This window comes from Candidatus Brocadia sp. (genome assembly GCA_021646415.1).
Taxonomy (GTDB): Bacteria; Planctomycetota; Brocadiia; order Brocadiales; family Brocadiaceae; genus Brocadia.
Genome location: SOEU01000002.1, coordinates 117,342 through 140,402, shown reverse-complemented (window position 1 = coordinate 140,402; position 23,061 = coordinate 117,342). Strand labels below are relative to the sequence as shown.

At 41.3% G+C, this 23,061-nt stretch carries 21 protein-coding genes and 1 pseudogene; 18 read left to right on the top strand and 4 right to left on the bottom strand.

The window, feature by feature from the left end:
• Positions 1-244 precede the first annotated feature (244 nt).
• The 4 genes from E3K36_02370 to E3K36_02355 all read left to right on the top strand — a co-directional run bounded on the left by E3K36_02370 (position 245) and on the right by E3K36_02355 (position 2,814).
• The gene (locus tag E3K36_02370; GenBank protein ID MCF6154099.1) at positions 245-1,411 is read left to right on the top strand and encodes an aminotransferase class V-fold PLP-dependent enzyme; all 1,167 of its coding nucleotides are present in this window, start codon (positions 245-247) and stop codon (positions 1,409-1,411) included.
• 65 nt (positions 1,412-1,476) lie between these two features.
• Entirely contained in the window at positions 1,477-2,028 is a 552-nt protein-coding gene (locus tag E3K36_02365) for a Uma2 family endonuclease (GenBank protein MCF6154098.1), read from the top strand.
• Between the two features lie 16 nt (positions 2,029-2,044).
• Positions 2,045-2,470 carry a Fe-S cluster assembly scaffold protein NifU gene (gene nifU, locus E3K36_02360; protein MCF6154097.1) on the top strand — a complete coding sequence of 142 codons (426 nt, stop codon included), beginning with the start codon at positions 2,045-2,047 and terminating at the stop codon, positions 2,468-2,470.
• 113 nt (positions 2,471-2,583) lie between these two features.
• The gene (locus E3K36_02355; GenBank protein ID MCF6154096.1) at positions 2,584-2,814 is read left to right on the top strand and encodes a sulfurtransferase TusA family protein; all 231 of its coding nucleotides are present in this window, start codon (positions 2,584-2,586) and stop codon (positions 2,812-2,814) included.
• A 30-nt stretch (positions 2,815-2,844) separates the two neighbouring features.
• Here the strand turns inward: E3K36_02355 and E3K36_02350 are convergent, their stop codons facing one another.
• From E3K36_02350 to E3K36_02335, 4 genes are all read right to left on the bottom strand, one after another.
• Positions 2,845-3,666, bottom strand: coding sequence for an MCE family protein (locus E3K36_02350; GenBank protein ID MCF6154095.1), 822 nt, complete (start codon positions 3,664-3,666; stop codon positions 2,845-2,847).
• An 11-nt stretch (positions 3,667-3,677) separates the two neighbouring features.
• A complete protein-coding gene (locus tag E3K36_02345; GenBank protein ID MCF6154094.1) occupies positions 3,678-4,421 on the bottom strand; it encodes an ABC transporter ATP-binding protein in 744 nt (247 codons plus the stop codon).
• A gap of 81 nt (positions 4,422-4,502) precedes the next feature.
• Complete coding sequence (locus E3K36_02340) at positions 4,503-5,279, bottom strand: ABC transporter permease (protein MCF6154093.1); 777 nt, start codon at positions 5,277-5,279, stop codon at positions 4,503-4,505.
• 75 nt (positions 5,280-5,354) lie between these two features.
• The gene (locus tag E3K36_02335; protein ID MCF6154092.1) at positions 5,355-5,882 is read right to left on the bottom strand and encodes a hypothetical protein; all 528 of its coding nucleotides are present in this window, start codon (positions 5,880-5,882) and stop codon (positions 5,355-5,357) included.
• Between the two features lie 155 nt (positions 5,883-6,037).
• Here E3K36_02335 and E3K36_02330 point away from each other — a divergent pair, with 155 nt between their 5' ends.
• From E3K36_02330 to E3K36_02265, 14 genes and pseudogenes are all read left to right on the top strand, one after another.
• Positions 6,038-7,234 carry a molybdopterin molybdotransferase MoeA gene (locus E3K36_02330; GenBank protein MCF6154091.1) on the top strand — a complete coding sequence of 399 codons (1,197 nt, stop codon included), beginning with the start codon at positions 6,038-6,040 and terminating at the stop codon, positions 7,232-7,234.
• Positions 7,235-7,327: 93 nt separating this feature from the next.
• Positions 7,328-9,094 (top strand): apolipoprotein N-acyltransferase, encoded by a 1,767-nt coding sequence (gene lnt, locus E3K36_02325; protein ID MCF6154090.1) that lies wholly within the window; start codon positions 7,328-7,330, stop codon positions 9,092-9,094.
• Between the two features lie 177 nt (positions 9,095-9,271).
• On the top strand, positions 9,272-10,327 hold the full coding sequence (locus E3K36_02320; protein ID MCF6154089.1) for a rod shape-determining protein: 1,056 nt from the start codon (positions 9,272-9,274) through the stop codon (positions 10,325-10,327).
• Positions 10,308-11,138: a rod shape-determining protein MreC gene (gene mreC, locus E3K36_02315; GenBank protein ID MCF6154088.1), complete on the top strand. Its 831-nt coding sequence runs from the start codon at positions 10,308-10,310 to the stop codon at positions 11,136-11,138. Before E3K36_02320 ends, mreC begins: the two co-directional genes overlap by 20 nt.
• Before the next feature lie 36 nt (positions 11,139-11,174).
• The gene (gene mreD / locus E3K36_02310) at positions 11,175-11,672 is read left to right on the top strand and encodes a rod shape-determining protein MreD (protein MCF6154087.1); all 498 of its coding nucleotides are present in this window, start codon (positions 11,175-11,177) and stop codon (positions 11,670-11,672) included.
• Between the two features lie 7 nt (positions 11,673-11,679).
• The gene (mrdA, locus tag E3K36_02305) at positions 11,680-13,608 is read left to right on the top strand and encodes a penicillin-binding protein 2 (protein MCF6154086.1); all 1,929 of its coding nucleotides are present in this window, start codon (positions 11,680-11,682) and stop codon (positions 13,606-13,608) included.
• Positions 13,609-13,987: 379 nt separating this feature from the next.
• Positions 13,988-14,854, top strand: coding sequence for a glucose-1-phosphate thymidylyltransferase RfbA (gene rfbA / locus E3K36_02300; protein ID MCF6154085.1), 867 nt, complete (start codon positions 13,988-13,990; stop codon positions 14,852-14,854).
• Between the two features lie 4 nt (positions 14,855-14,858).
• Positions 14,859-15,419: a dTDP-4-dehydrorhamnose 3,5-epimerase gene (rfbC, locus tag E3K36_02295; protein ID MCF6154084.1), complete on the top strand. Its 561-nt coding sequence runs from the start codon at positions 14,859-14,861 to the stop codon at positions 15,417-15,419.
• Positions 15,420-15,467: 48 nt separating this feature from the next.
• Positions 15,468-16,460 carry an NAD-dependent epimerase/dehydratase family protein gene (locus E3K36_02290; GenBank protein ID MCF6154083.1) on the top strand — a complete coding sequence of 331 codons (993 nt, stop codon included), beginning with the start codon at positions 15,468-15,470 and terminating at the stop codon, positions 16,458-16,460.
• A gap of 407 nt (positions 16,461-16,867) precedes the next feature.
• Positions 16,868-17,068: a DUF433 domain-containing protein gene (locus E3K36_02285; GenBank protein ID MCF6154082.1), complete on the top strand. Its 201-nt coding sequence runs from the start codon at positions 16,868-16,870 to the stop codon at positions 17,066-17,068.
• A pseudogene (locus tag E3K36_02280) lies at positions 17,069-17,261 on the top strand (hypothetical protein).
• Between the two features lie 401 nt (positions 17,262-17,662).
• Positions 17,663-19,108: a DUF3375 domain-containing protein gene (locus tag E3K36_02275; GenBank protein MCF6154081.1), complete on the top strand. Its 1,446-nt coding sequence runs from the start codon at positions 17,663-17,665 to the stop codon at positions 19,106-19,108.
• Positions 19,105-19,668: a DUF4194 domain-containing protein gene (locus E3K36_02270; GenBank protein MCF6154080.1), complete on the top strand. Its 564-nt coding sequence runs from the start codon at positions 19,105-19,107 to the stop codon at positions 19,666-19,668. Before E3K36_02275 ends, E3K36_02270 begins: the two co-directional genes overlap by 4 nt.
• Positions 19,665-23,045: a hypothetical protein gene (locus E3K36_02265; GenBank protein MCF6154079.1), complete on the top strand. Its 3,381-nt coding sequence runs from the start codon at positions 19,665-19,667 to the stop codon at positions 23,043-23,045. Before E3K36_02270 ends, E3K36_02265 begins: the two co-directional genes overlap by 4 nt.
• The last annotated feature ends 16 nt before the right edge of the window (positions 23,046-23,061 follow it).

Here is a 23,061-nt window from a genome sequence, read left to right as displayed (position 1 = left end):
TGAATCTGTTGAAGCTTCCGTTTGGGAACACACGGTTATGCGAAACTCTGTTTCGCGTCCGATCTTCCCTTGATTATAATGAGAAAAAGATTACTCTCGAAACGGAGTTTTTTGGCCATTGCGCTCTAACAGAGATACACAATGGCATCATTAAATGGTTGGATTAAAAGAAGAAGATGTTATAATACAGACAATTTCCAACTTTTCAGAATTAATTTTTTCACTCTATGCAGGAAAATATTTTATGACAAAAATATATATGGACAATGCCTCGGGCACACCCATACACCCGAAGGTCATAGAGGCAATAATGCCATTTTTAAAGGAGGGTTTTGGCAATCCCTCAAACCTGCATCAATTCGGCAGGATTACGAATGATGCCATACAAGCAGCACGGGAACACGTAGCCAGTCTTATTCATGCAAAACCGAATGAAATCATATTTACATCGAGCGGTACAGAGGCTAATAATTTTGCCCTGAAAGGTATACTCGCGGCGCACAAAAAGAAGGGAAACCACATTATCACCTCGCAAATTGAACATTTTTCGGTCCTCAATCCCTTAAAATCATTGGAAAAATCAGGATACGAAGTAACCTATTTACCGGTTGATAAATATGGGATGGTGAATCCGGACGATGTGAAAAAGGCAATAAAAACAACAACATCATTGATATCCGTTATGTACGCCAACGGGGAGATCGGAACGATTGAGCCGATAAAAGAAATCGGGGCCATCACCAGGGAAAAGGGCATTATTTTCCATACCGATGCCGTTGCCGCAGCGGGAAACATATCTATTGATGTCAGAGAAGCACATATCGATGCCCTGAGCATCTCTGCCAATCAGTTTTACGGCCCTCCGGGGGTCGGGGCACTTTATTTAAGAGAAGGGGTAAGGATACTCCCTTTCATGGAGGGCGGTGTACAGGAAGGCGGACGCCGGTCGGGGACGGAAAATATTATCGGTATCGTGGGTATGGGAAAGGCGGCCGAACTGGCAAAGGCAGAAATGACCCGGCGCATGAATACAGTTCAAAACTTGAGAAACCAGTTAAGAGACGGTATAGTAAAAAATATAAATCACGTGTATGTCAATGGACACCCAACAAACCGACTTCCGGGGAACCTCAGTTTGTGCATAGAGTATATTGAAGGCGAATCGGTTTTGTTGTTCCTGGATATGCAGGGAATAGCCATCTCCAGCGGGTCTGCCTGCACATCACGGTCGCTCAAGGCTTCTCATGTCATTATGGCAACGGGTGTTGACCCTGCGCTTGCTCAGGGTACGGTGCTTTTCAGCCTGGGAATTGACAATTCCGAGGATGATGTCAAATACGTTTTGGAGAAATTACCCCCTATTGTTGAGCGTTTAAGGCAAATGTCCCCTTTATATACGAAAGGGAAATAAAGCCTTATTAATGTCTTAGAATTTTACCAAAGAGACGTAAGGGAAAAAAGACCAGGAGGTCTGTCATGGTACCGGTCGTTATCGAAAAGAAAAAATATACCTATGAAGATTATCTGAAAACCCCCGATGATAAGAGGTACGAACTTATCAATGGAGAATTAATCATGACACCATCACCAATTCCCAACCATCAAAGAATTTCGGGAAAAATTGAATTTATGTTGAAAAAGTTTATTACAGAAAATAACCTCGGTGAGGTGTTTTATGCGCCGTGCGATATTTATCTTGATAACGAAAACGTAGTTCAACCTGATATATTGTTCATCTCCAAAGAGAGATTGGGTATTATCGGTGAAAAGAATATACAGGGTGCACCCGATCTTGTAATAGAAATAATTTCAGAAAACAGTGTTTACCGGGATATGGTGCAAAAAAAAAGACTCTATGCGAGATTTGGCGTTAAGGAATATTGGATCGTACTTCCGGAAGAGGAGGAGATAGAAATTTATCTCCTGAAAGATAACACCTATCAGCTTCATAAGACATATGGCAAAGCTGATACCCTTGAATCGCCCTCTTTGAAAGGTTTAACCATAGTTTTAAAGGAAATATTTTGAGATTAGGAGTTCGAATATGCAATACAGTGCAAAGGTTATGGATCATTTTGCAAATCCGCGTAATGTGGGGGAGTTTCCCGATGCTGATGGTGTGGGTGAGGTTGGAAACCCGGCGTGCGGCGATATTATGAAGATGTCCATCAAGGTCAAGGACAATGTAATCGTCGATGTGAAATTCAAGACGTTTGGGTGTGGAGCGGCTATTGCTACCAGTAGTATTTCCACTGAGATGATTAAGGGAAAGACCCTCGACGAGGCCTTACAGCTTACCAACAAGGCAGTAGCAGAGGCATTAGATGGACTGCCCCCGGCCAAGATGCATTGTTCCGTGCTTGCCGAAGAGGCCATTGAAGCAGCCATTGATGATTATCTTAAGAAGACGACCGGTAAGGGCCTTGAGAAAAAGAAGGCGCATCCACACGATGAACATCATGAACACTGAATTACAGTTTTAAGAGATACTTTTTGCTTTTAAATATGTATTTTTAATTTTGGATTATTTTTTATAAGATACCAATTATCGTTCAGCGTAAAACAAAAAGTGAGAATTTTCTTATGAAGGCAGACGAAACACTGGATTGTTATGGGCTCATGTGCCCTATGCCTATCTTTAAAACTTCCAGCAAAATCAGAGATGTTGAAATAGGCAAGGTGCTTGAGGTCATTGCCACAGACGAAGGTATCAAGAAGGACATCGTTTCCTGGTGCAATACTACAGGAAACGAACTCCTGGAAATCAAAGAGGAGGATGGGGAAATTCACGTTTTTATCAGAAGACTAAAATAGTAAATGGTAGGGACACGGGGTACCGTGTCCTTACGATCCCTTCTCTTCTTTTCCCTTTTCAATGCTCTTCCGGATCAACTTGCGCAGGATAAAGCTACGTTCGGCGCCACCCAGGAGGCTTTTTAGATTTTCATACAGTGTCGGATCCGCTATCAGGGCACCCATGGTACCTTCCCCATCGGCAATCTTTTCGGTAATCTCATGCAGAGAGCCGGTAGTCTTAATCAGATTCTCCATGAGTTGTTTGCCTTTCGGGTCATACATAAGGAGATAGAGTAATCCGTTACCTTTTTGGAAGGCATTAACACTTTCATTAAGCGACGCAGAGATATTGTTTACTGATTCTGCAAAACCGCCCTCCTCAAGTTTTTTAAAAATTTTTGAAAAGGATTCAACGGTGCTCAGAGCGTTCTCAAGTGCAGCGGTATAATTGATCGGCTCTATACTCTTTATTGAATCGCCATCCTCCACTACAGGCTCAAGGCATGCACCAGACATAATTTCCACATAAGAATCCCCCGTCACATAGCTCAACCATTTAATAGTAGCAAAGGAATCACGGGTTATATTCTTCTGAACCGATTTATCCACCTTTAGTAACACTTCAATTCCAGTACAAGGCAATTCATTGGGCAGAGCGACGTCCTTTACCTGTCCTATTCCCACACCCATAAATCTTACCGGGGCACCTGGCTTCAATCCGTACACATTCAGAAACTTCGTTTTTAATGTAATCTGAGGTTCAAAATATCCCTTTTGAGAACCGAGAATAAAGACCATGGCACCAAAGCCTACTAACGTTATCAGGGTAAAGATACCTGCCCGTAATTCAGCAAATTGTTCTTTTGTCATAAAAGTCCCCTTTACTCACAGATAGTACCACTGATAAAATCTTTCACAACCTGTATCGTGGAGGTTGCAAGTTCTTCCCATGTCCCAACCATAACAATCTTCCCGTCGTGAAGCATGGCAATCCTGTCGGAAACGGTTTTTACACAGTGCAGGTCATGCGTCACAACAATCGTGGTGATCCCCAATTTTTTTTGCAATTCAATGATTAACTCATTAATGCGTTGGGCGGTCATCGGGTCTAATCCTGTCGTGGGTTCGTCGTACAAGATAATATCAGGTTCTGTAGCAATCGCCCTTGCCAATCCGACCCGCTTCTTCATCCCCCCGCTTAATTCTGCAGGCATCTTGTTTTCAATCCCGCCTAATCCTACGAGTTGTAATTTTTCAGCTACCCGTTTCTGAATTTCCTTCTCGGTAAGTTGAAGGTGTTCCCGGAGCGGATAGGCAATATTTTCAAATACTGTAAGTGAGTCAAACAAAGCAGCCCCCTGAAATAACATCCCCACATGTTCCCGCAACTGAATTAGTTCGTCTTCCTTCATCAGGGTCACATTCTTACCAAAGACCATAATGTCGCCTTTATCGGGCTTCATAAGCCCGATTAATTCTTTCAGGAGGACACTCTTTCCAGAGCCACTCCCTCCAAGGAGGGACATAATTTCTCCCTCCAGGATGGACAAGTTTATCCCATTATGGACCCGAAGCCCGTTAAAGGATTTGTGGACATCTTTAAATTCAATAATTACCCTGGACATAAAACTGGACACAGATTTACACAGATACCACAGATAACTATTTCCTAAAATTATCAAATATTTTACGTTTAATTGTCTAAATTAAAAAATGATCAGAAACAATTTCGTCAGGAAAAAATCAGAAATCAGGATCAGGATCGATATGGTCACAACGGTAATGGTCGTAGAACGGCCGACACCCGTTGTGCCTCCGGTAGTTCTTAGGCCAAAATAACAACCAAGCACAGCAATAAGTAACCCAAAAAACACCGTCTTCCCAATGCCACTCAATAAATCAGAGATCGTAATCGTTGTTAAAACGGAATCGATATAGAAAGTACGATCTATCTCAAGCTCAAACAGCGTAATAATCATACCCCCAAATATCCCAACGATATCTGCCGTAACCGTAAGCAATGGTAATGTAATCATTGCGGCGAGTATCTTGGGGGTCACCAGTTTTTTCACAGGGCTTGCCCCCAGTGCACGCATGGCATCGATCTGTTCCGTTACCTGCATGGCGCCAATCTCTGCCGCAATACCGGACCCCACCCTTGCGCCTACCATGATTGATGCCATGACAGGACCCAACTCCCTGACAAGGGATAAGGCAACTACACTGCCAACATATATCTCGGCACCGTACATACTTAACCCATAAATCGTCTGCAAAGCCATCACCATCCCCGTAAAAAGGGCAATGAGATCAACCAGCAGGAGCGACCCCGCCCCGAAGTTATCTATTTCCCGGAGCACCAGTTTCAGGTTGAATGGGGGTACAAAAATCCCCACAAATCCTTTGATAGCTAACAAAATCACCTGCCCTACAGAGAGGATAAATTTTTTGGCAGCTACATCAATGGATAATAAAATATTCATAGGTTATTCTTACTGCACTTAATAATAAGTAACTGCTTCTCTAAGTATCGTTTAATATTCCCACAAAACCTATGTTCACAAGGAATTATTATTTGTAAATCTAAAAGTCCTTACCATATTCTTAAAATCACCCTTCACAGAATCAAATGCATCTGCCGGGGACCAACATACCAGGTCGTAAACCTTATCCTCCATCCTGATGACATAGGAATCGATCTTTAATTTGTTATTATCCATTTTACACTCTAAAATAGTATGCAGTGCCCTTTGATTATCCATAAGCACAGACTCCAACGATATGATTTTCTTGTCTGTCATTCCAAGAAAAAGATGCCTACTGAGCATCTCCAGTGAAAACTTTTTATTCTCAATATCGCTGGAGATGATGGCAATCATGGAGTGATATTGTTTATGCCATAAGGCCATATCCTCTTTACCTATTCGAATCGGCTCCCATCCCTTCCCCGGTATGCTTACCGTATATTTTTCGTGCCGAGGGGAAAAGACGCCCTCTTTAATTTTTAGGGTGGCGCAACCACAGACATAAAGGAAACTTGATATGCTTAACCAGAAGATTGCCCTTTTGATCGAAAAACAAGTCAATACGATCTCCTTTTGTTACAAAAATATCTTGATACGAGTTAAGTCCTTATATACATTAGATTTCTTTCTGTCAAGTATTTTTCAAAAGAGAGAGTGCACTTTTTTGCGTAACAATACTTGACTTATCGTTGCCCTTCATTTAACATAAGCAAATTATGATTTCCGTTGATACAGCTATAAAGATTGTTGCGGACACCGTCGAGCCACTGTCACCCAGAACAGTACCCTTTGAAAATGCCCTGGGGTTCTGTTTAGCCCAGGATGTGCAATCCGATATCGATATGCCTCCTTTTGACCGTTCGGCAATGGATGGGTACGCTATCGTTGCGGAAGACGCTACTGCTGCCCCCGTTGAATTAGCCGTCATTGAAGATATTGCAGCGGGTCACATGCCCCAAAAAAAGATATTCCCCGGTCAAGCATCCAAGATTATGACAGGTGCCGCCGTACCTGAAGGGGCAGATGCTGTGGTCAAGTTTGAGGAAACAGAAGACCTCTCAAATAATCGTGTAAAAATTCTCAAGTCCGTTCGCAAGGGCAGCAACATTTCAAAACGTGGCGAGGACATGAAGTCCGGGCAAACCGTTCTTCTCAAAGGTATGCCCATAAGGCCTCAGGAAATTGGCATCCTTGCCATGGCAGGAAAATCCCGTGTGGAGGTATTTACTGCACCAACGGTGGGAATCATCTCTACCGGCGATGAACTGGTGGATGTGGGATGTAAGCCTTCCATTGCACAGATCAGGAATAGTAACGGTTATTCTCTGTCTGCACAGGCCAGACGTTTAAAGGCAGAGGTTGAAATCCTGGGCATTGTTAAGGATACGAAGGAAGAAATTTCAGATATCATGCGCAGGGGTTTACAAAAGGATATCCTGATCCTTTCAGGAGGTGTCTCTATGGGGGAATACGACCTTGTAGGAGATGTAATGAAGGATTTCAACACAAAGATCTATTTTGAGAAGGTGGCGTTAAGACCCGGGAAATCCGTCATTTTCGGCAGGAAGGATAAGACTTTCATCTTCGCCCTGCCGGGAAACCCGGTAGCATCTTTTGTCACCTTTGAATTATTCATTTACCCTGCTATCCGAAAGATGATGGGATTTACCGGCATCCACAGGACTCCTTTAAAGGCGTCTTTGGAGACTGAGATACTCGTTAAGAGAAAGCGTCGTGAGTACCGCCCCGCACTCCTCCGCATGCACAATAACCATTGGCTGGTTTCTCCGGTAGAATGGCATGGCTCTGCCGACCTTCTGGCTACCACCCGGGCCAACTGCCTGCTTATCGTCCGCGAAGATGCGGAAAAATTCTCCTCAGGGCAACTTGTCGATGTTATACCTCTGGATTAAATTAGGCCTTCGGCAATTTTTTATCGCGAAATATATCAACCCGTAGGGACACGGTGCACCGTGTCCCTGCTTTGAAATTCCTTACGTTAAATTATGCCTTTGGCAGTTTCCAAAACCTTGAGCAAAACGAATTTTGTAAAAATCCTCATCCTTTCCTTCTTGACCATCATTCCATTATGCCTTTCCTTTCCACCGGCAGACCTGGGTTATCTTGCATGGATCGCTTTTATTCCGTGGCTCTTCCTTATAGTAGCAGAAGAAAGGTATCTTTGCCTTAATGCCTTGTTTGTCGGGGCAGTATTCTTCTTTATCCAGCTTTCGTGGTTACGCCATATAGCTATTATTGCCTGGATTTTACTGAGTTTGTATTGTTCCGCATATTTTCTCGCCTTTGCATTCTGTACCCGATTTATTGTCTTTAGATTGAAATATCCAATCGTTATCGTTGCACCCGGAATATGGATAGCGCTTGAATTTATACGATCATTTCTCCTTTCCGGATTTCCCTGGTTTTTTATCGGACATACCCAGTATCAGTATCTGCCGGTAATACAGGTCGCCGATATCACCGGCGTTTATGGTATCTCCTTCATCATTGTCATGGTAAACGCTGCTATCGTTGATCTAATAATCCGCAGCTTTGCAAGCCGCAGCAAAATTACCCCCCCTCTTTCCCCCCCGTCGCAAGGAGGGGACTTCGTCGTGAGCGCTCAGTCGAACGATGAAGTGAAAGGAAAAAATGTATCAAAAAGGGTATTTTTTGCAGAACAATATGGTAAGTGCTTGCTTCCTGGTCGAAAATTTATCTTTTTCAACCTGGCGTGTACCCTCCCTCTAGCGCTCCTGACGGCTGTACTGTTTTATGGTTTCTACTGGCTCAAGCATTACAAACCACAGGAAGGCCCCACCATATGCATGGTACAGGGGAATATACCCCAGGATTTAAAATTTGAGTCTACGGAAGAAGATCAAATCCAGATCCTGAAGAAATATTCCGATCTTTCAATGAGTGTTAAAGGGAAATCAATTGACCTGCTTGTATGGCCAGAGACGATGGTACCTGGATTACTGAACATCAACCCTGAGCTCACGGGCAGAAAAATTGATCTCCTATCGCAGCTCACCGCCATCCAGTTAGCACAGGATCTAAACACAAACTTACTCCTGGGTGGCATCGCTTTAACACTGGCCGGAGAAGAACAGGTTTATTTTAACAGTGCCTATTATTATAACAGAGGGGGAACCTTATTAGACCGCTACGACAAGATTCATCTCGTGCCATTCGGAGAATTTACACCCCTGAAAAGATATTTCCCGTTTCTGGCGAATCTTGTTCCTTACGAAATTGGCTTAACTCCTGGTAACAAGAGGACATTATTTCATTTAGATACCCTTAAAAATGGAAGTTTTACGTTTGGTTCGTCTATCTGCTATGAGGATACAGTACCATCTTTGATCAGAAAATTTAAAAAAGATGGGGCAGATTTCATGTTAAACATAACGAATGACGGCTGGTTTCGTGATAGTGCGGAACTTGACCAGCACCTTGCCATTATGGTATTCCGGGCAATCGAGAACCGCATCTGTATGGCACGCGCAGCCAATACCGGCATATCTTCTTTTGTCGCCCCCGATGGCACTATTTATGACAAGTTATCGGATCACAGGGGAAGAAACAGAGAAATCAGTGGCACGCTCATAAACCGTATAAAATTCGTGAAAAAATACAATCCTTTCTACACCATCTGCGGGGATTGGTTCGCAATTCTTTGCATAACGGCAACGGGAATCGTACTTTTCATAGTCATCTTTCAATCCAGGGTTATTTGTTACCAAAATTCCAGGCGGGGAACTCGATAACCATTCCCTTCCTTCAAATTTTTCAACTTACTTTCAAGGGGTTGGAGGATTTCCACTTGACATTTTATAAACAGTAACCGTATAATTATTTTTTATAGGCACTAACTATAAAATACAGCAATACTTGTGAAAAATGCATAATATGATCGAGTTCCCGGCAGAAAAACAATACTCCGAATGCACCCATTAGATTTCATATTAGGTTTCGTCTCAACTGACATGGGGATCGACCTTGGTACGGCGAACACGCTTGTTTGCATTCCCGGACAAGGGATTGTGCTGGCTGAACCGTCTGTTGTTGCGGTGAAACCAGGAACAAATAAGGTTCTTTTAAATGGGAACGCGGTAGGATACGTTGCAAAGTCCATGCTGGAAAAGGCGCCAAGCAGTATCTCTGTTATACGCCCGCTTAAAAATGGCGTCATAGCGGACTTTGATATCACCGAGGCGATGCTCAAATATTTTATCACAAAGGTACATAAACGCAAGTGGGGTGTTCGTCCCAGGATATTGATTGCAATTCCATCAGGTATTACAGCTGTGGAGAAACGGGCGGTAGTTAATTCAGCAGAGCGCGCCGGTGCACGGGAGGTTTACCTCGTTTCTGAGCCGAAAGCGGCAGCAATTGGAGTAGGCCTTCCGGTAGGTGAACCTGTAGCAAGTATGATCGTTGACATCGGCGGTGGAACGACAGAAGTCGCGGTCATCTCACTTGGCGATATATTCACGCACCAAAGCCTCAGGATTGCAGGAGATGAATTTGACGAATCCATCGTCCAGTATATACGGAAAACCTATAATCTGGACATTGGACACCGCACAGCAGAACAAATAAAGATTGAAATCGGCTCTGCCTATCCTTTGGAAGACGAACTCTCCCTGGAGGTCAGAGGCCGCGATGCCATCGCAGGGTTACCCCGGGCAACGGTCATTACCTCTGCAGAGATTAGAGAAGCATTAAAAGAGGCCATCGATAAAATTGTAAGCGGCGTGAAGTCTACCCTTGAAAACACAGCCCCGGAGTTAGCATCTGATTTAATAACCAATGGCCTGGTATTAGTGGGTGGCGGCGCATTGATCAGGGGTATGGACAAACTCTTGGCAGCTGAGACGGGACTACCCGTGCAAGTGGGCAATGACCCCCTGACAGCCGTTGCAAGGGGAACGGGTTATCTCCTCGAAAACCTTGATTTATTTAAGTCTGTTCTACAGGATGAGGACATCCACTCCTAGTTTCAGCGATCTCATAAAGAATCCCCTTGCAACCATAATTACCCTTTTAGCAGTATCCCTGGTCTTGCTGTTTTTACCGCCAAAACTTTCAAATCGTATTAAAATGACCTGTGTTGCCCCTGTCAGACCAATACAATGGGCAACCTGTTTCTGCAGTAATTCAGCCAGTAATTTTTTTGACAGAGTCATCTCTGCGTGGCAAGACACACACAGAAAAAAACAACTGGAAGAACAAGTCTCCCAGTTCAAAAATCAACTTGTAGAGCAACAGGATACCATATACAAATTACAAAGTAAATTATACACCTTATCAAAATTCCAGGCAGAAAATAAAAATGCCAAAACAAAATTGTTACCGGCGGACATAATCGGATATGATACATCAAATTTAAGAAAAAGTATCATCATCAATGCCGGTTCGAAGCACGGTGTAAAACCCGATGACATAGTCGTATCAAATAATGCACTTATTGGAAAGATTACCTCGGTAAGCGGGGGAAATAGCGCTGTTCAACTTATTACAGATCCCGCGTCGCGTATACCCGGAAGAATTGTTCAAACACGGGAACAAGTCATTGTAGAGGGGGATGCTACGATTTTGTGTAAATTAAAATATGTGCCGCGCTGGGCAAAGTTAAAACCCGGTGATGATATCGTCTCTTCCGACATTGGTGGATTCTATCCATCTTCTCTGCCAATAGCTACGGTAGTGGAAAACAAAACAAAAGATGGCGACCTCTTTCAATCGGTAAAGGCATTACCAAAAGTAAATATTTCAAAGATCGAGAGTGTACTGGTTATTATAGATTAGGTTTTTACAAAATAATACAGTGGTATATAAAATATTATGCGGTGGCTTACATTTTTTTGTATCCTCTTTTGTATCTCTCTCTTTCAGTCAACCATGATACATTGGATTAATCTCGGGTCGGCGGTACCCGATTTGTACTTTCCTTTCGTAGTATTTTATTCCTTTCTCACAGATGTAAAAAGAAATACCCTTGCAAATTGGTTCACGGGCTTTTCAAAAGATTTATTTTCGGAAGGAAGCCTAGGAATAAATTCCATATTTTTTGTTGCTCTCGGTTTTTTTATCTGGTCCTTCAGAGAAATACTGTTTCGTGGACATCTGGTTACCCAGATTCTTATCACATTTATCTTTTCCGTCCTATACAACGTACTTTATGCACTGCACATCTCGGTCTCTTTTCATTCCCTCCGTCTTCCGTCAACACTCTGGATAATCTTTTCCTGCTCTTTCTATACAGCCATGCTTGTCCCTGTCCTGTTTTGGATATTTAATAAATTTCAGCCGACCCGGAAGCTTTTTTTCAATCAAGGGTAAATAACCGATGTATCCCTTTCGTTTCAAGATTATACTCATTATTTTCGTCCTGCTTTTTATCGGCATCGTTGTCCGGCTCTTTCAACTCCAGATTATTGAGAGTGATAAATACAAAGGCATCTCCAAAACCCGCCGCATTACCTCTTATCCATTAGATTCTGTGCGGGGTTCTATTGTTGACAGACAGGGGAAGGTCCTGGCGGTAGACCAGCATACCTTTGACATAACCGTCCAATACAAGAACTTGCTCTATTGCGCCGCCGCGTACAATAGCAAAGCCATCTCACGAATTCCTGAGATGGAAGTGCATAAAAAGGCAAATAAATCTTGCAAAGAATGTCATGAAAATCAAGATGTCTGGCTAAAAAAGCTATCTCAATTGTTAAATATCCCGCCGATGAAATTGCTGGAAAATGCAAACCAGGTAATCGAAAGGGTGGAGAAGCTGAAGCAAAATATGGAACAAAAATATGGGAGGGCAATTCGCATCAAGGAGGAAACAGACTTTTACCCCCTTGCTGCCAATGTTGCCTGGGAAAAGGTTATTCAAATAGAAATCAACCAGGACAATTTCCCGGGTATACGTATTACTCCCAAACCAAAAAGAATCTATCCCGAACAAGAACTTGCCTCACACATTTTAGGTTATATGAGTAAACTCAACGAGGACGAATGGAAGGTACATAGCAACAACTGGAATAATTTCATCCTGGCCTCCAGCAGTGCCGGCGACGATACCTCTTCGTTACTCTATGACGGTTATGCGAAAAACGATACGATAGGAAGGGCAGGCGTTGAGGCGCAATATGAAGAAGAACTACGCGGACTGCGCGGTAAAAGATTTGAGGAAATTATTTGTAAAAATGCCCAAATTGAAAAAACCGTATTGGAAAGACCGTCCATTCCCGGAAATAACCTTTTTCTAACTCTCGACTGTCAAATACAATCTCATGCAGAAAAATCACTCGGTAAAAATCTCGGCGCTATTATTGTTATGAACCCATGGACAGGAGAAATACTTGCCATGGCAAGCAATCCGCGCTTTAATCCCAATACTATCGATAAAGATTTCAGCAAACTTATCAGGCACCCATCAAAACCTTTTCTCAACCGGGCTATACAGGGTGCATTGCCACCAGGTTCTATCTTTAAGATTATTACAGCTGCAGCTGCCCTGGGTTCAAATTCCATAACCATGCAAACCCCTTTTGAGTGCCACGGTTACACGAAGTACAAAAATATCGTTTTTAAATGCTGGTCAGACTATGGTCACGGATTAGTTACCCTGGAAGATGCTATCCCCTATTCATGTAATGTATTCTTCTTCGAGTCTGCAAAGATGCTTGGCGGAGATACCTTGTATGCCTGGGCAAAAAAATTCGGTATCGGTGAGAAGACGGGCATCGATCTTCCCCATGAAAAAAGCGGGAATTTGCCCAAAACGGTTACTACGGCATCTCTCATGAACGTTTCCATTGGACAGGGGGCATTACTCACCACGCCACTTCAGCTGGTCCGGGCATACGCTGCTGTGGCAAATGGTGGCACACTGGTACAACCCCACCTATTATTAAAAATTACCAATAGCCAGGGGGAAACTGTCCGGTCATTTCATTCAGAGAATAAACAGAAACTTCATGTGCCACCTGCTATTATAAGCATCCTGCGCACGGCTCTTCAGGATGTAGTTACCCGCGGCACTGCCAAAGATAAAGGGCTGGATGTATACAAGGTCGCAGGAAAAACCGGCACCGCAGAAACAGGACGCCACAAAGACAATCATGCATGGTTTGCCGGCTATGCACCCTATGATAACCCACAATACTGTTTTGCCATTCTCGTGGAACATACATCAGGACATGGCGGAGATATTGCAGGCCCCATCGCCAGAGAACTTATGTCGTATCTGTTTCCCGAAGTAAATGAAGCATCGTAGCTCATGTAGCACCAAAACAATCCAATGTATGGATGGTGCGTAGGACGCACCCTACAGGATTGAAACTCCTGAACATTAAATTAAGACTTCGACAACTTTTTGTAACATTAAGGTAGGAGCCGTCTCCTGACAGCGATTGGCAATACACAACGGCGTACATGCACTAGTCGCCAACGGAATCCGACGTCTCAAGGCTGGTTCAATCTTGCAGATTGAACCAGCGAATTCGCCGAAGGCCTAATTTAAAGATGAAAAACCAAAAGGCAAAATGACAAACCAAAAATTCAAAAAGGCCAAAAATAATTTTTTCATTTTTATCTGTATTTTTCATCTTAAATCTTTTATCTTTAATTTTTTATCTTTGTAAAGGGGTTAATGAATGAAAGGCATCATCCTGGCAGGTGGCAAGGCCACGCGGTTGTATCCGGTAACGAAAGGCATCTGCAAACAATTGCTCCCTGTGTATGACAAGCCGATGATTTATTATCCGTTATCGGTCTTACTGTTGACAGGGATAAAGGAGGTCCTTATCATTTCTACTCCTGAGGCACTTCCCAGATTTAACGACCTGTTAGGCAACGGGAAAGAGTACGGAATAGAAATCGGCTATGCTCAACAGCCAGAACCCAAAGGATTGGCCGAAGCCTTTATTATCGGGGAAAAATTTATCGGCGGTGACAGGGTCTGCCTCGTTTTGGGTGACAATATCTTCTTTGGCCATGGCCTTTCAGACATCCTCAAAGAAGCCGCTGCTCAAAATGAAGGAGCAACGGTGTTTGGTTATTATGTAAAAGACCCGCAGCGATATGGTGTCGTTGAATTCGACAAGAATAACCATGTCATCTCCATCGAAGAAAAACCAGCACATCCAAAATCTAATTGGGCAGTTACAGGGCTCTATTTTTATGATAACAGCGTGGTCGAAATAGCAAAAAAAGTGAAACCGTCGAAACGGGGAGAACTGGAGATTACTGACATCAACAATGCGTATTTACAGAAAAATCAATTAAAGGTCCAGTTAATGGGACGTGGCTATGCCTGGCTTGACACGGGGACGTACGATTCGTTAATTGATGCCTCCCTCTTTATAAAAACCATTGAGGACAGGCAGGGATTAAAAATTGGCTGTATCGAAGAGATTGCCTACCGGATGGGGTTTATCGATGCTGAGCAGGTACTGAAGTTTGCAAACCAGATCAATACCAGTTACGGAGAATATTTAAGAAAAATATTACAGGAAGGATAGCGGCATGCCTTTCTCTTTTAAAAAACTAGAGATACCAGACGTACTCGTAATCGAACCAAAGGTATTTCCCGACTCCCGGGGCGTTTTCGCAGAACTTTATAAATATCCCGATTTTTCAGACTGTGGTATAACAAAACACATCGTCCAGATCAACTACTCGAAATCTGAAAAGAATGTGCTGAGAGGGCTCCACTATCAGAAAAACCCCATGGCACAAGGGAAGGTCATGCGGGTAATATCGGGTGAGATTTTTGATGTTGCTGTAGATATACGGGAAGGGTCTCCCTCTTACGGGAAATGGGTGGGTGAGACATTGTCATCGGAAAATATGAAAATGCTGTATATACCCGAAGGGTTTGCCCACGGATTTTGCGTGCTCTCTGATACAGCAGAAATTACCTATCAATGCACAAATATCTATTCTCCGGAAAATGAAAGGGGAATTATCTGGAATGACCCTGATATAAATATACCATGGCCCGTAAAAAATCCGTTTTTGTCTGAAAAAGACGCCCGGTTCCCTTTGCTGAAGGAGACGGATAATAATTTCCGTTTCAAAATATAAATTCATTTGTGTTGCCCGTTCTCATTGCTTACATTGGTGAGTGATACGATGTCATTACCTTCTTTTTTACCGCTTTTAATTACCGGTGTGACCGGGGTGCCCGGTTATAGTGCCTTTCAGTATTTTCACTCAAAATACCCAAACCACGTTACTGCAATACGTCCCGTCCGATACTGGCCGCTGAGAGGAGAAGGTATTATACCTCTGGATATAGAAGACCGTAAAGGACTTGCGGAATTGATGAAAAAGAAGCGGTTCAGGTCTGTTTTGCATGGAGCAGGTTCCTGCGCCTTAAAATCCTGTGAGATGAATGCCGTGCTGGCCTATCGTGTGAATGTGCAGTCGGTCTTAAATGTGCTGGAAATGATCGGGGGGCATGAAGTTCGGCTGGTTCATCTCTCTACAGATTTAGTATTCCCGGGAAAACCGGAAGGATTATACACGGAAGAGGATCCCGTATCCCCCGTCACGATGTATGGCAAGACTATGGCCATCGCCGAGGAAGTTGTTCTGCTCAGGTATCCGTCTGCGGCAATTTTCCGGATATCGCTGCCCATGGGGGTCAGCGTAAACGGACATGCCGGGGCCATTGATTGGATACTGTCACGGTTTAAAAAAAATAATCCAGCCACGTTATATTTTGATGAAGTACGATCGCCTTTCTATTGTGAAGATTTCAATAAGGTCGTGGAGCTGACCCTTGGAAATAAAATGAAGGGTATTTATCATCTCGGTTCGCACCGGCATCTCAGCCTCTATCAGATCGGACAAATTGTAAATAAGGTCGGTGGTTATGTCCCACACCTTCTGAAAGGATGCATGCGTAGAGAAGCAGGACCAATGCCCCCGAGGGCAGGAAATGTCACGATGAGCAACCGGAAACTCATCCAGGCTTTAGGGGTAGACCCATTCCGCAAGTGGCCTTATCTGGAACACCACGTCCCCGACGGGAGAGAGTGGCATCATGACCGTCCTTCACATATGATTTTCCATCCGGAACAAATTCATAGATGTCTATACCAAATCCCCATAGCGTGCTGAATCGGGACATACTTTATCCCAACTTCTGCGAAAGTTAGGTTAACCACTGTCCCCCGCTGGCGGGGGTGAGGGGGTGGAAAAGGCATAAGTAAGAATCCTTGCAGGTGTGCAATTTGAAGCCGCTCCAGTATCAGAAAAATTTCCTGGACAAAGCCAAATTTATTTAGCAGGTTACCGATAGTATTCTTAGGAGTTCGTACATGCGGCGCGAGTATGGAAATTGCCACTGCCAAAACATCGTTTTTGCGCAAATGGCCTTGACGCTGTCTGATTTAAACTGTACTATTGCCAAAAAACAGATTAGAAAGATAAAAAATGTTGTGCAGCATGAACCCGCGCAAGTGGTGTTACAATGAAACACAGGAGACGAACAATTGCTGGAGCGGATTACGACTAATCCCAAAGTTATGGTTGGAAAGCCTGTTATACGGGGAACACGCCTGACGGTCGAATACATTCTGAATCTGCTGGCGCACGGGGCAACGGTGGAGGAAATCCTCCAGGAGTATAAAGGTCTTATGCGAGAAGACATTCAAGCCTGTATTTTGTTTGCCACCAGGGCGCTGGAAAATACTACGTTTATGCCGTTAATCATGGAGTCGGCGTAAATGCGCTTTCTCGTAGATGAGTGTACAGGACCTGTCGTTACTGAATGGTTGCGTAGTTCTTCTGCGGCTTGATGATGTGCGGGCCGTTGTAAAGATTGAGACGCTCCTGCAATTGCTCCAGAGTTATGCGGATCAATTGCCGGGTCAGTTCGTAGTAGTAACTGAAACAAGAGTGCGGTTTGCGCGCAAATAATGCGCAGCCCAGAAGGGTCAGACTTCATAATCCAATATAATATTTGTCTCTCATTTTTGTAATTGGAATAGAGCTTGTCGCAATAACTAAGGCAATAAATTATTTGATAGAACATATTCTATTTATCAAGAAACACAATACTATATCTTGTATAGCTTTTGCTGTCTAGCAGGTTTTTGCAACAGCCTCAATATGAATGCCCTGTTTTCCCCTAGCCTGAACCCTAAATACGACGACATAGGGCTTAACAAAGATATTGAATGCAGAATCGTCTACGTGGTAATAGAGAAAAAGAAATGCAAATCAACCGTATAAGCCAATGCAATTTTGCTTCACATTTGCTTTTGCCCCAATGCGCAAAGATAATTATTCCTACAATTGTTACTCATCGATAAAATAAAATGACTTTTGAAAAAACAAATCAACTATTCAAAGCAAACACGACAGTTAAACTTATAAATGCTACGAGTGCTCCTTTGATTCTCAGTTTTCTTTTTAAGTCATTCAAACACAACAATTCTGCCGCTACGATCACAGAAAAAGATCTGATTCCTCTGCTAACAGATTATCTATTTTTCATCAATAGAGATGAAACGATTTATCCAAAACAAGCTAAAGAATATTTAACCGACTGGACTAACTCAGGATTTCTAAGAAAGTATTTTCAAAATTCTGATGAACCTATTTACGAGTTAACACCGGCAACAGAAAATGCTTTGAAGTGGATTGATGATTTGGACAAACCCGAATTTGTAGGGACAGAATCTCGATTAAAAAATCTCTTCGAAAAGCTCAAAGAACTCTCATCCAAAACAAAAAGGGATTTCGCTGCAAGAATCAAGGAATTAGAAGCAAAGAAAAAAAGCATTGAACAGGAAATTGAAAATGTGAAGCATGGTAAAATGGATATACTTGACGACAGGCAGATTAAAGAGCATTATTTTCTGATAGAAGAAACTGCAAAACATTTGCTGGCTGATTTCAGACAAGTAGAGGAAAACTTTAGAATCTTAGATAGAAATTTCAGAAAGAAGATAATCACTACAAGCCAGACAAAAGGTAAAGTGTTAGAAGAGTTTTTTCAACAACAAGATTTCCTGTTGGAAACAGACCAGGGAAGAAGTTTTCTCGCTTTTTGGGAATTTCTTTTATCGCAGTCCAAGCAAGACGAATTTGAAAAAATGATTGAAGATGTGTTGAGCATTCCAGTTATTCAGCAAATGCGAAAAGAGAATTTTAGCATAGACAATATCAGAAACAATCTGGTTGATGCAGGAGACAAAACCAATAAAACAACAAACTCTTTATTGGAACAACTCAGAAAATATTTAGAACATAAATCTTTTTTTGAGAACAAACGCATTCACGACAACATCATCGAAGTTTTAAAAATTATCAGCGAAAATACGGAAATAGATTACAGTAAACTTTCCTTATTGGAGTTAGACAAAACGATAAGAGTTGATTTGATGCTAGCTCACGATTGGGATGTGAGAGGATTTAAACCACCGCAAAAAATAAAATTCTCAAACAACAATCCCGAAGAAGGAAAATCAACAGGCAATAACGATTTGCTATTTGAACAATTTGAAATTGACATTGCCGAGTTGAAAAACAATATTAAAACTGCCTTGAAACACAAATCGCAAATTTCTTTTACCGATTTTGTAAAAGAGTTTAAGATTAGAAAAGGAGTTGCGGAAGTAGTAGCTTATGTTGAGATAGCATCAAAAGAAAAGAACAAGCATACAGTCAATGAGGCATTACAAGAAGTGATTGAGATTAGAAACTCAAAAACGAATAAAAATTTCAAAGTGAGAGTTCCTCAAATTATCTTTAGCAGATGAATAAACCATATTCAAACATATTAGTGGCTTTGCTGAAAGGGATTATTTACAATCACAACGAAAAACTTTGGGATGAACTCTTATCTAATGAATCTGACATCAAGAAATATTTTGCTGACATTTACCTTGATGTTGTAATTGACAAATCCGAAGGATTTGCTTTTCTGAAACAAAGGGTAAGTGAGGATGAGGAAGATCCATATCCGAAATTAATTGAGAAACGACAACTGAATTTTCATGTTTCACTTTTGTGTTTGCTTCTCAGAAAGCATTTGATAGAAAACGACAGTGAAGGCGAATCAACAAAAGTTGTATTGACCAAAAACGAAATCCTGAATTTGGTTAAACCCTTTTGCAAGGAATCAACTAACGAAGCCAATCTGGAAAAACAAATTAAAGCAGCGATTGAAAAAGTAATTGAAGAAGGATTTTTGCGAAAAATGAAAACCGAAGACGACCAATATGAAGTTAGCCGAATCATAAAAGCCTTTGTAAATGCTGATGTAGTAAAAGATTCTTTGGAAAAACTAAAAACTTATGCTATGCAAAAAGCCGAATGAACGAACTTGAATTCAGTAAGGACAATTCACAGATAGGTTTCCGTTTGCAATACATGGAATTGCTGAACTGGGGAACTTTTCATGGCAAGATTTGGCGAATAGAGCCAAGCGGAAATAATTCTTTGTTGACTGGTTCAATTGGTTCAGGAAAATCAACACTGGTAGATGCACTCACTTGTTTAATCGTTCCACATGACAAGATTACTTTTAATAAAGCAGCCGGTGCTGAACGCAGAGAACGGAATTTAGTTTCTTACATCAAAGGAAATTACGGTTCAAAAAACGATTGTTCAGAGGAATCGAAGATAAAAGCTTTAACACTCAGATATAGAGATGCAAGCGATTCAACCTTTTCAGTTGTTTTGGCGAACTTTACTAACACGGGTTACAGTTCCAATATTACTTTAGCACAAGTGTTTTGGATTGAGAATGATAAACACCAAAAACTTCTGCTTATTAGCATTCACCCATTAACCATTAAGGAATATTTCACGAACATTGAAGATGCAAGAGAACTTAGAAAGAGATTGAAGCAGCACAACTACATTGATTTATTTGACGATAACTTTTCATCATACAGCCAAAGATTCCGACATTTATTTGGGATGAATTCCGATAAAGCAATTGATTTGTTTTATCAAACTGTTTCAATGAAATCAGTTAGCAGCTTGACTTCGTTTGTGAGAGAACAAATGTTAGAACGAACCGACATCAAGACACAAATTGAAGAACTCAAAAAACGCTTTGCTGATTTGAACAAAGCTTATGCAGCAGTAATTGATGCAAGAAAACAAAGGGACGTTCTCAGACCATTGGTTGATTTATGCAAGAGTTATACAGAATTTGAAAAACGGATTCAGGAGATTGACAATATCGTTCAGTCAGCACCAAGCTACTTTGCCTCAAAGAAAATTACTTTACTTGAAGAAGAAGTAGTATCGTGCAAAAGAAAATTGAATCAACTTGCTAACCAACTTGAAAAACTTGAACTTGATTTGTTAGAAAAAAGAGAGGCTGTAAACCAGATAAAGCAGGATATACGCAACAATGGAGGTGCAAGGTTAGAGCAAATTGCAGTTGAAGTCGAACAAAAAGGAAAACTACGAGACAATAAAAAAGAAAAACACAAACAGTATACCGAACTCACGTTGGTTTGTGATTTACAAACTGCAAACACCGACCAAACGTTTTACAGAAATCTAAAAGCGGCGGAACAAAAACAGAGAGGGCTTGAAACAAAGCACCAAGAAATTTTAGGCAAGCATGGAACTCTTTCAGGTAAGAAAACTCTTGTTGAAGAAAACATTGAGGCTGAGAGCAAAGAACTGGAATCATTGCAAAGCAGAGTGAATCAAATTCCATTGGAGATTTTAAATATCAGAAAAGAGTTAGCGGATGATTTAGAAATTGATGAAGAAGAAATACCATTTGCAGGCGAATTGATGAAAGTGAACGAAAATGAAAAAGATTGGGAAGGTTCACTAGAAAGACTTTTGAGAGGTTTTGGAATCAGTTTGTTAGTTCCTGAAAGGCATTACAAGCAAGTCAGCGAGTATGTGAATGCAAGGAAACTCAAAGATAATAAAAACAGAGGCATGAGGTTTGAATATTTTAAAGTGCCCCACAACGTGAGGCAAAACAATTTTCAAAATGTTATTGACCCTGATTCGGTAGTAAATAAGATTGATATAAAACCTGATTCACCTTTTGAAAACTGGTTGCAGCTTGAACTGCAACAGCGTTTTAACTTACGATGTGTTCCGCTTGAAGAATTTCAGCGACAAGGAAATGTAATAACAATGGAGGGACAATTCAAAAGAGGAAATCAGCGACACATAAAAGATGACCGAAGTGATTTATGGGACAGAAGAAATTTTGTTTTGGGTTGGACTAACAAAGAAAAAATTCTTGCGGTTGCGAAGCACTTAAATGAATTGCGGAATGAGAAAAATGAAATTGACAAATCACTTTCCTTATTGAAAACGGAAATCAGGAACAATAACACACTTGATAGTAAACTTAATCAAGTAATTGCCTTTAAAAATTGGAATGAAATTAACTGGCAAGATGAAGTAAAAGCTATTGCAGCGCTTGAACAGGAGAAAAACAGTTTAGAAAGCAGTAATGATATTTTGAAAACATTGCAGAGGCAATTAGAAACTAATCAAGGTGAGATTTCAGAACTGGATAAACAAAAATCAAAATTGTATGAAGAAAAAGGAAAGCTTGATGATGAAATAAATGGGAACACCGAAGAAATTGAAGATTGTAAACTGACAGTTGCGATTCTTCTTGAGAACGAAAGACAACGATTCTATCCAGTTATTGATGAAGAACTGAAAGAAGTTTCGTTAACAGCAAAAAATATTGATAAAGCCAGGGAAAGTTTTTTGAAATCAAAAAATGAGGAACGAAAATCTATTTCAGGCAAGCAGGCCAATGTAAGAGACAAAATCATTAAGCAGATGCAGGAATATAAAAAGGAGTTTACTGCTGACTCATCGGATTTATTGGCTGAAATTGAATCAAGAGGCGAATATTTAGATAAATTGGAGAAAATACTTCAAGACGGATTACCCAAACACGAAGAAAGATTCAAAAAGATGTTGAATGAAAATACTATCAATGATATTGTTGCCTTTGATAATAAACTTGATATTCATTTCAAATCTATCAAAGAGAAAATCGGTGAGATTAACAAACACCTAAGAGAAATAGAGTTTAATAAGGGGACATATATCACCTTATTGGATGACAGAAACCGAGATCAGGACTTAAAATATTTCAGAGAGGAGCTAAAAGAATGTTACAGCAATATTTTTGATACTACCGATGCTTACACCGAGGAAAGATTTGAAAAAGTCAAAAAGATTTTAGACCGTTTCAGCAGTAACGATAGCAAGCAGATTGATTGGACAAACAAAGTAACCGACGTTCGAAATTGGTTCATTTTTAACGCCAGTGAAAAATATTTATCCGACAATATAGAAAAAGAGTTCTACGCAGGAACATCTGGTAAATCTGGTGGACAGAAAGAAAAATTAGCATACACAATTTTAGCTTCTGCTTTGGCTTATCAGTTTGGTTTGTCTTATGGCGAACCTAAAAGCAAATCATTCCGGTTTGTTGTAATTGATGAAGCATTTGGCCGCGGCGATGATGAAAGCACACAGTTTGGTTTAGGGCTTTTCAAGAAACTTAATTTACAGTTGCTCATTGTAACACCGTTACAGAAGATTCATGTCATTGAGAACTACATCAATTCCGTTCATTATGTTTCAAACACAGATGGAAATAATTCTGAAGTGCTAAACTTGACCGTTGAAGAATATAAAGAAAAGAAGCATTTACATCAAGCAACTCATCAACAGAATTGAGGTAATAGAAGTCGAT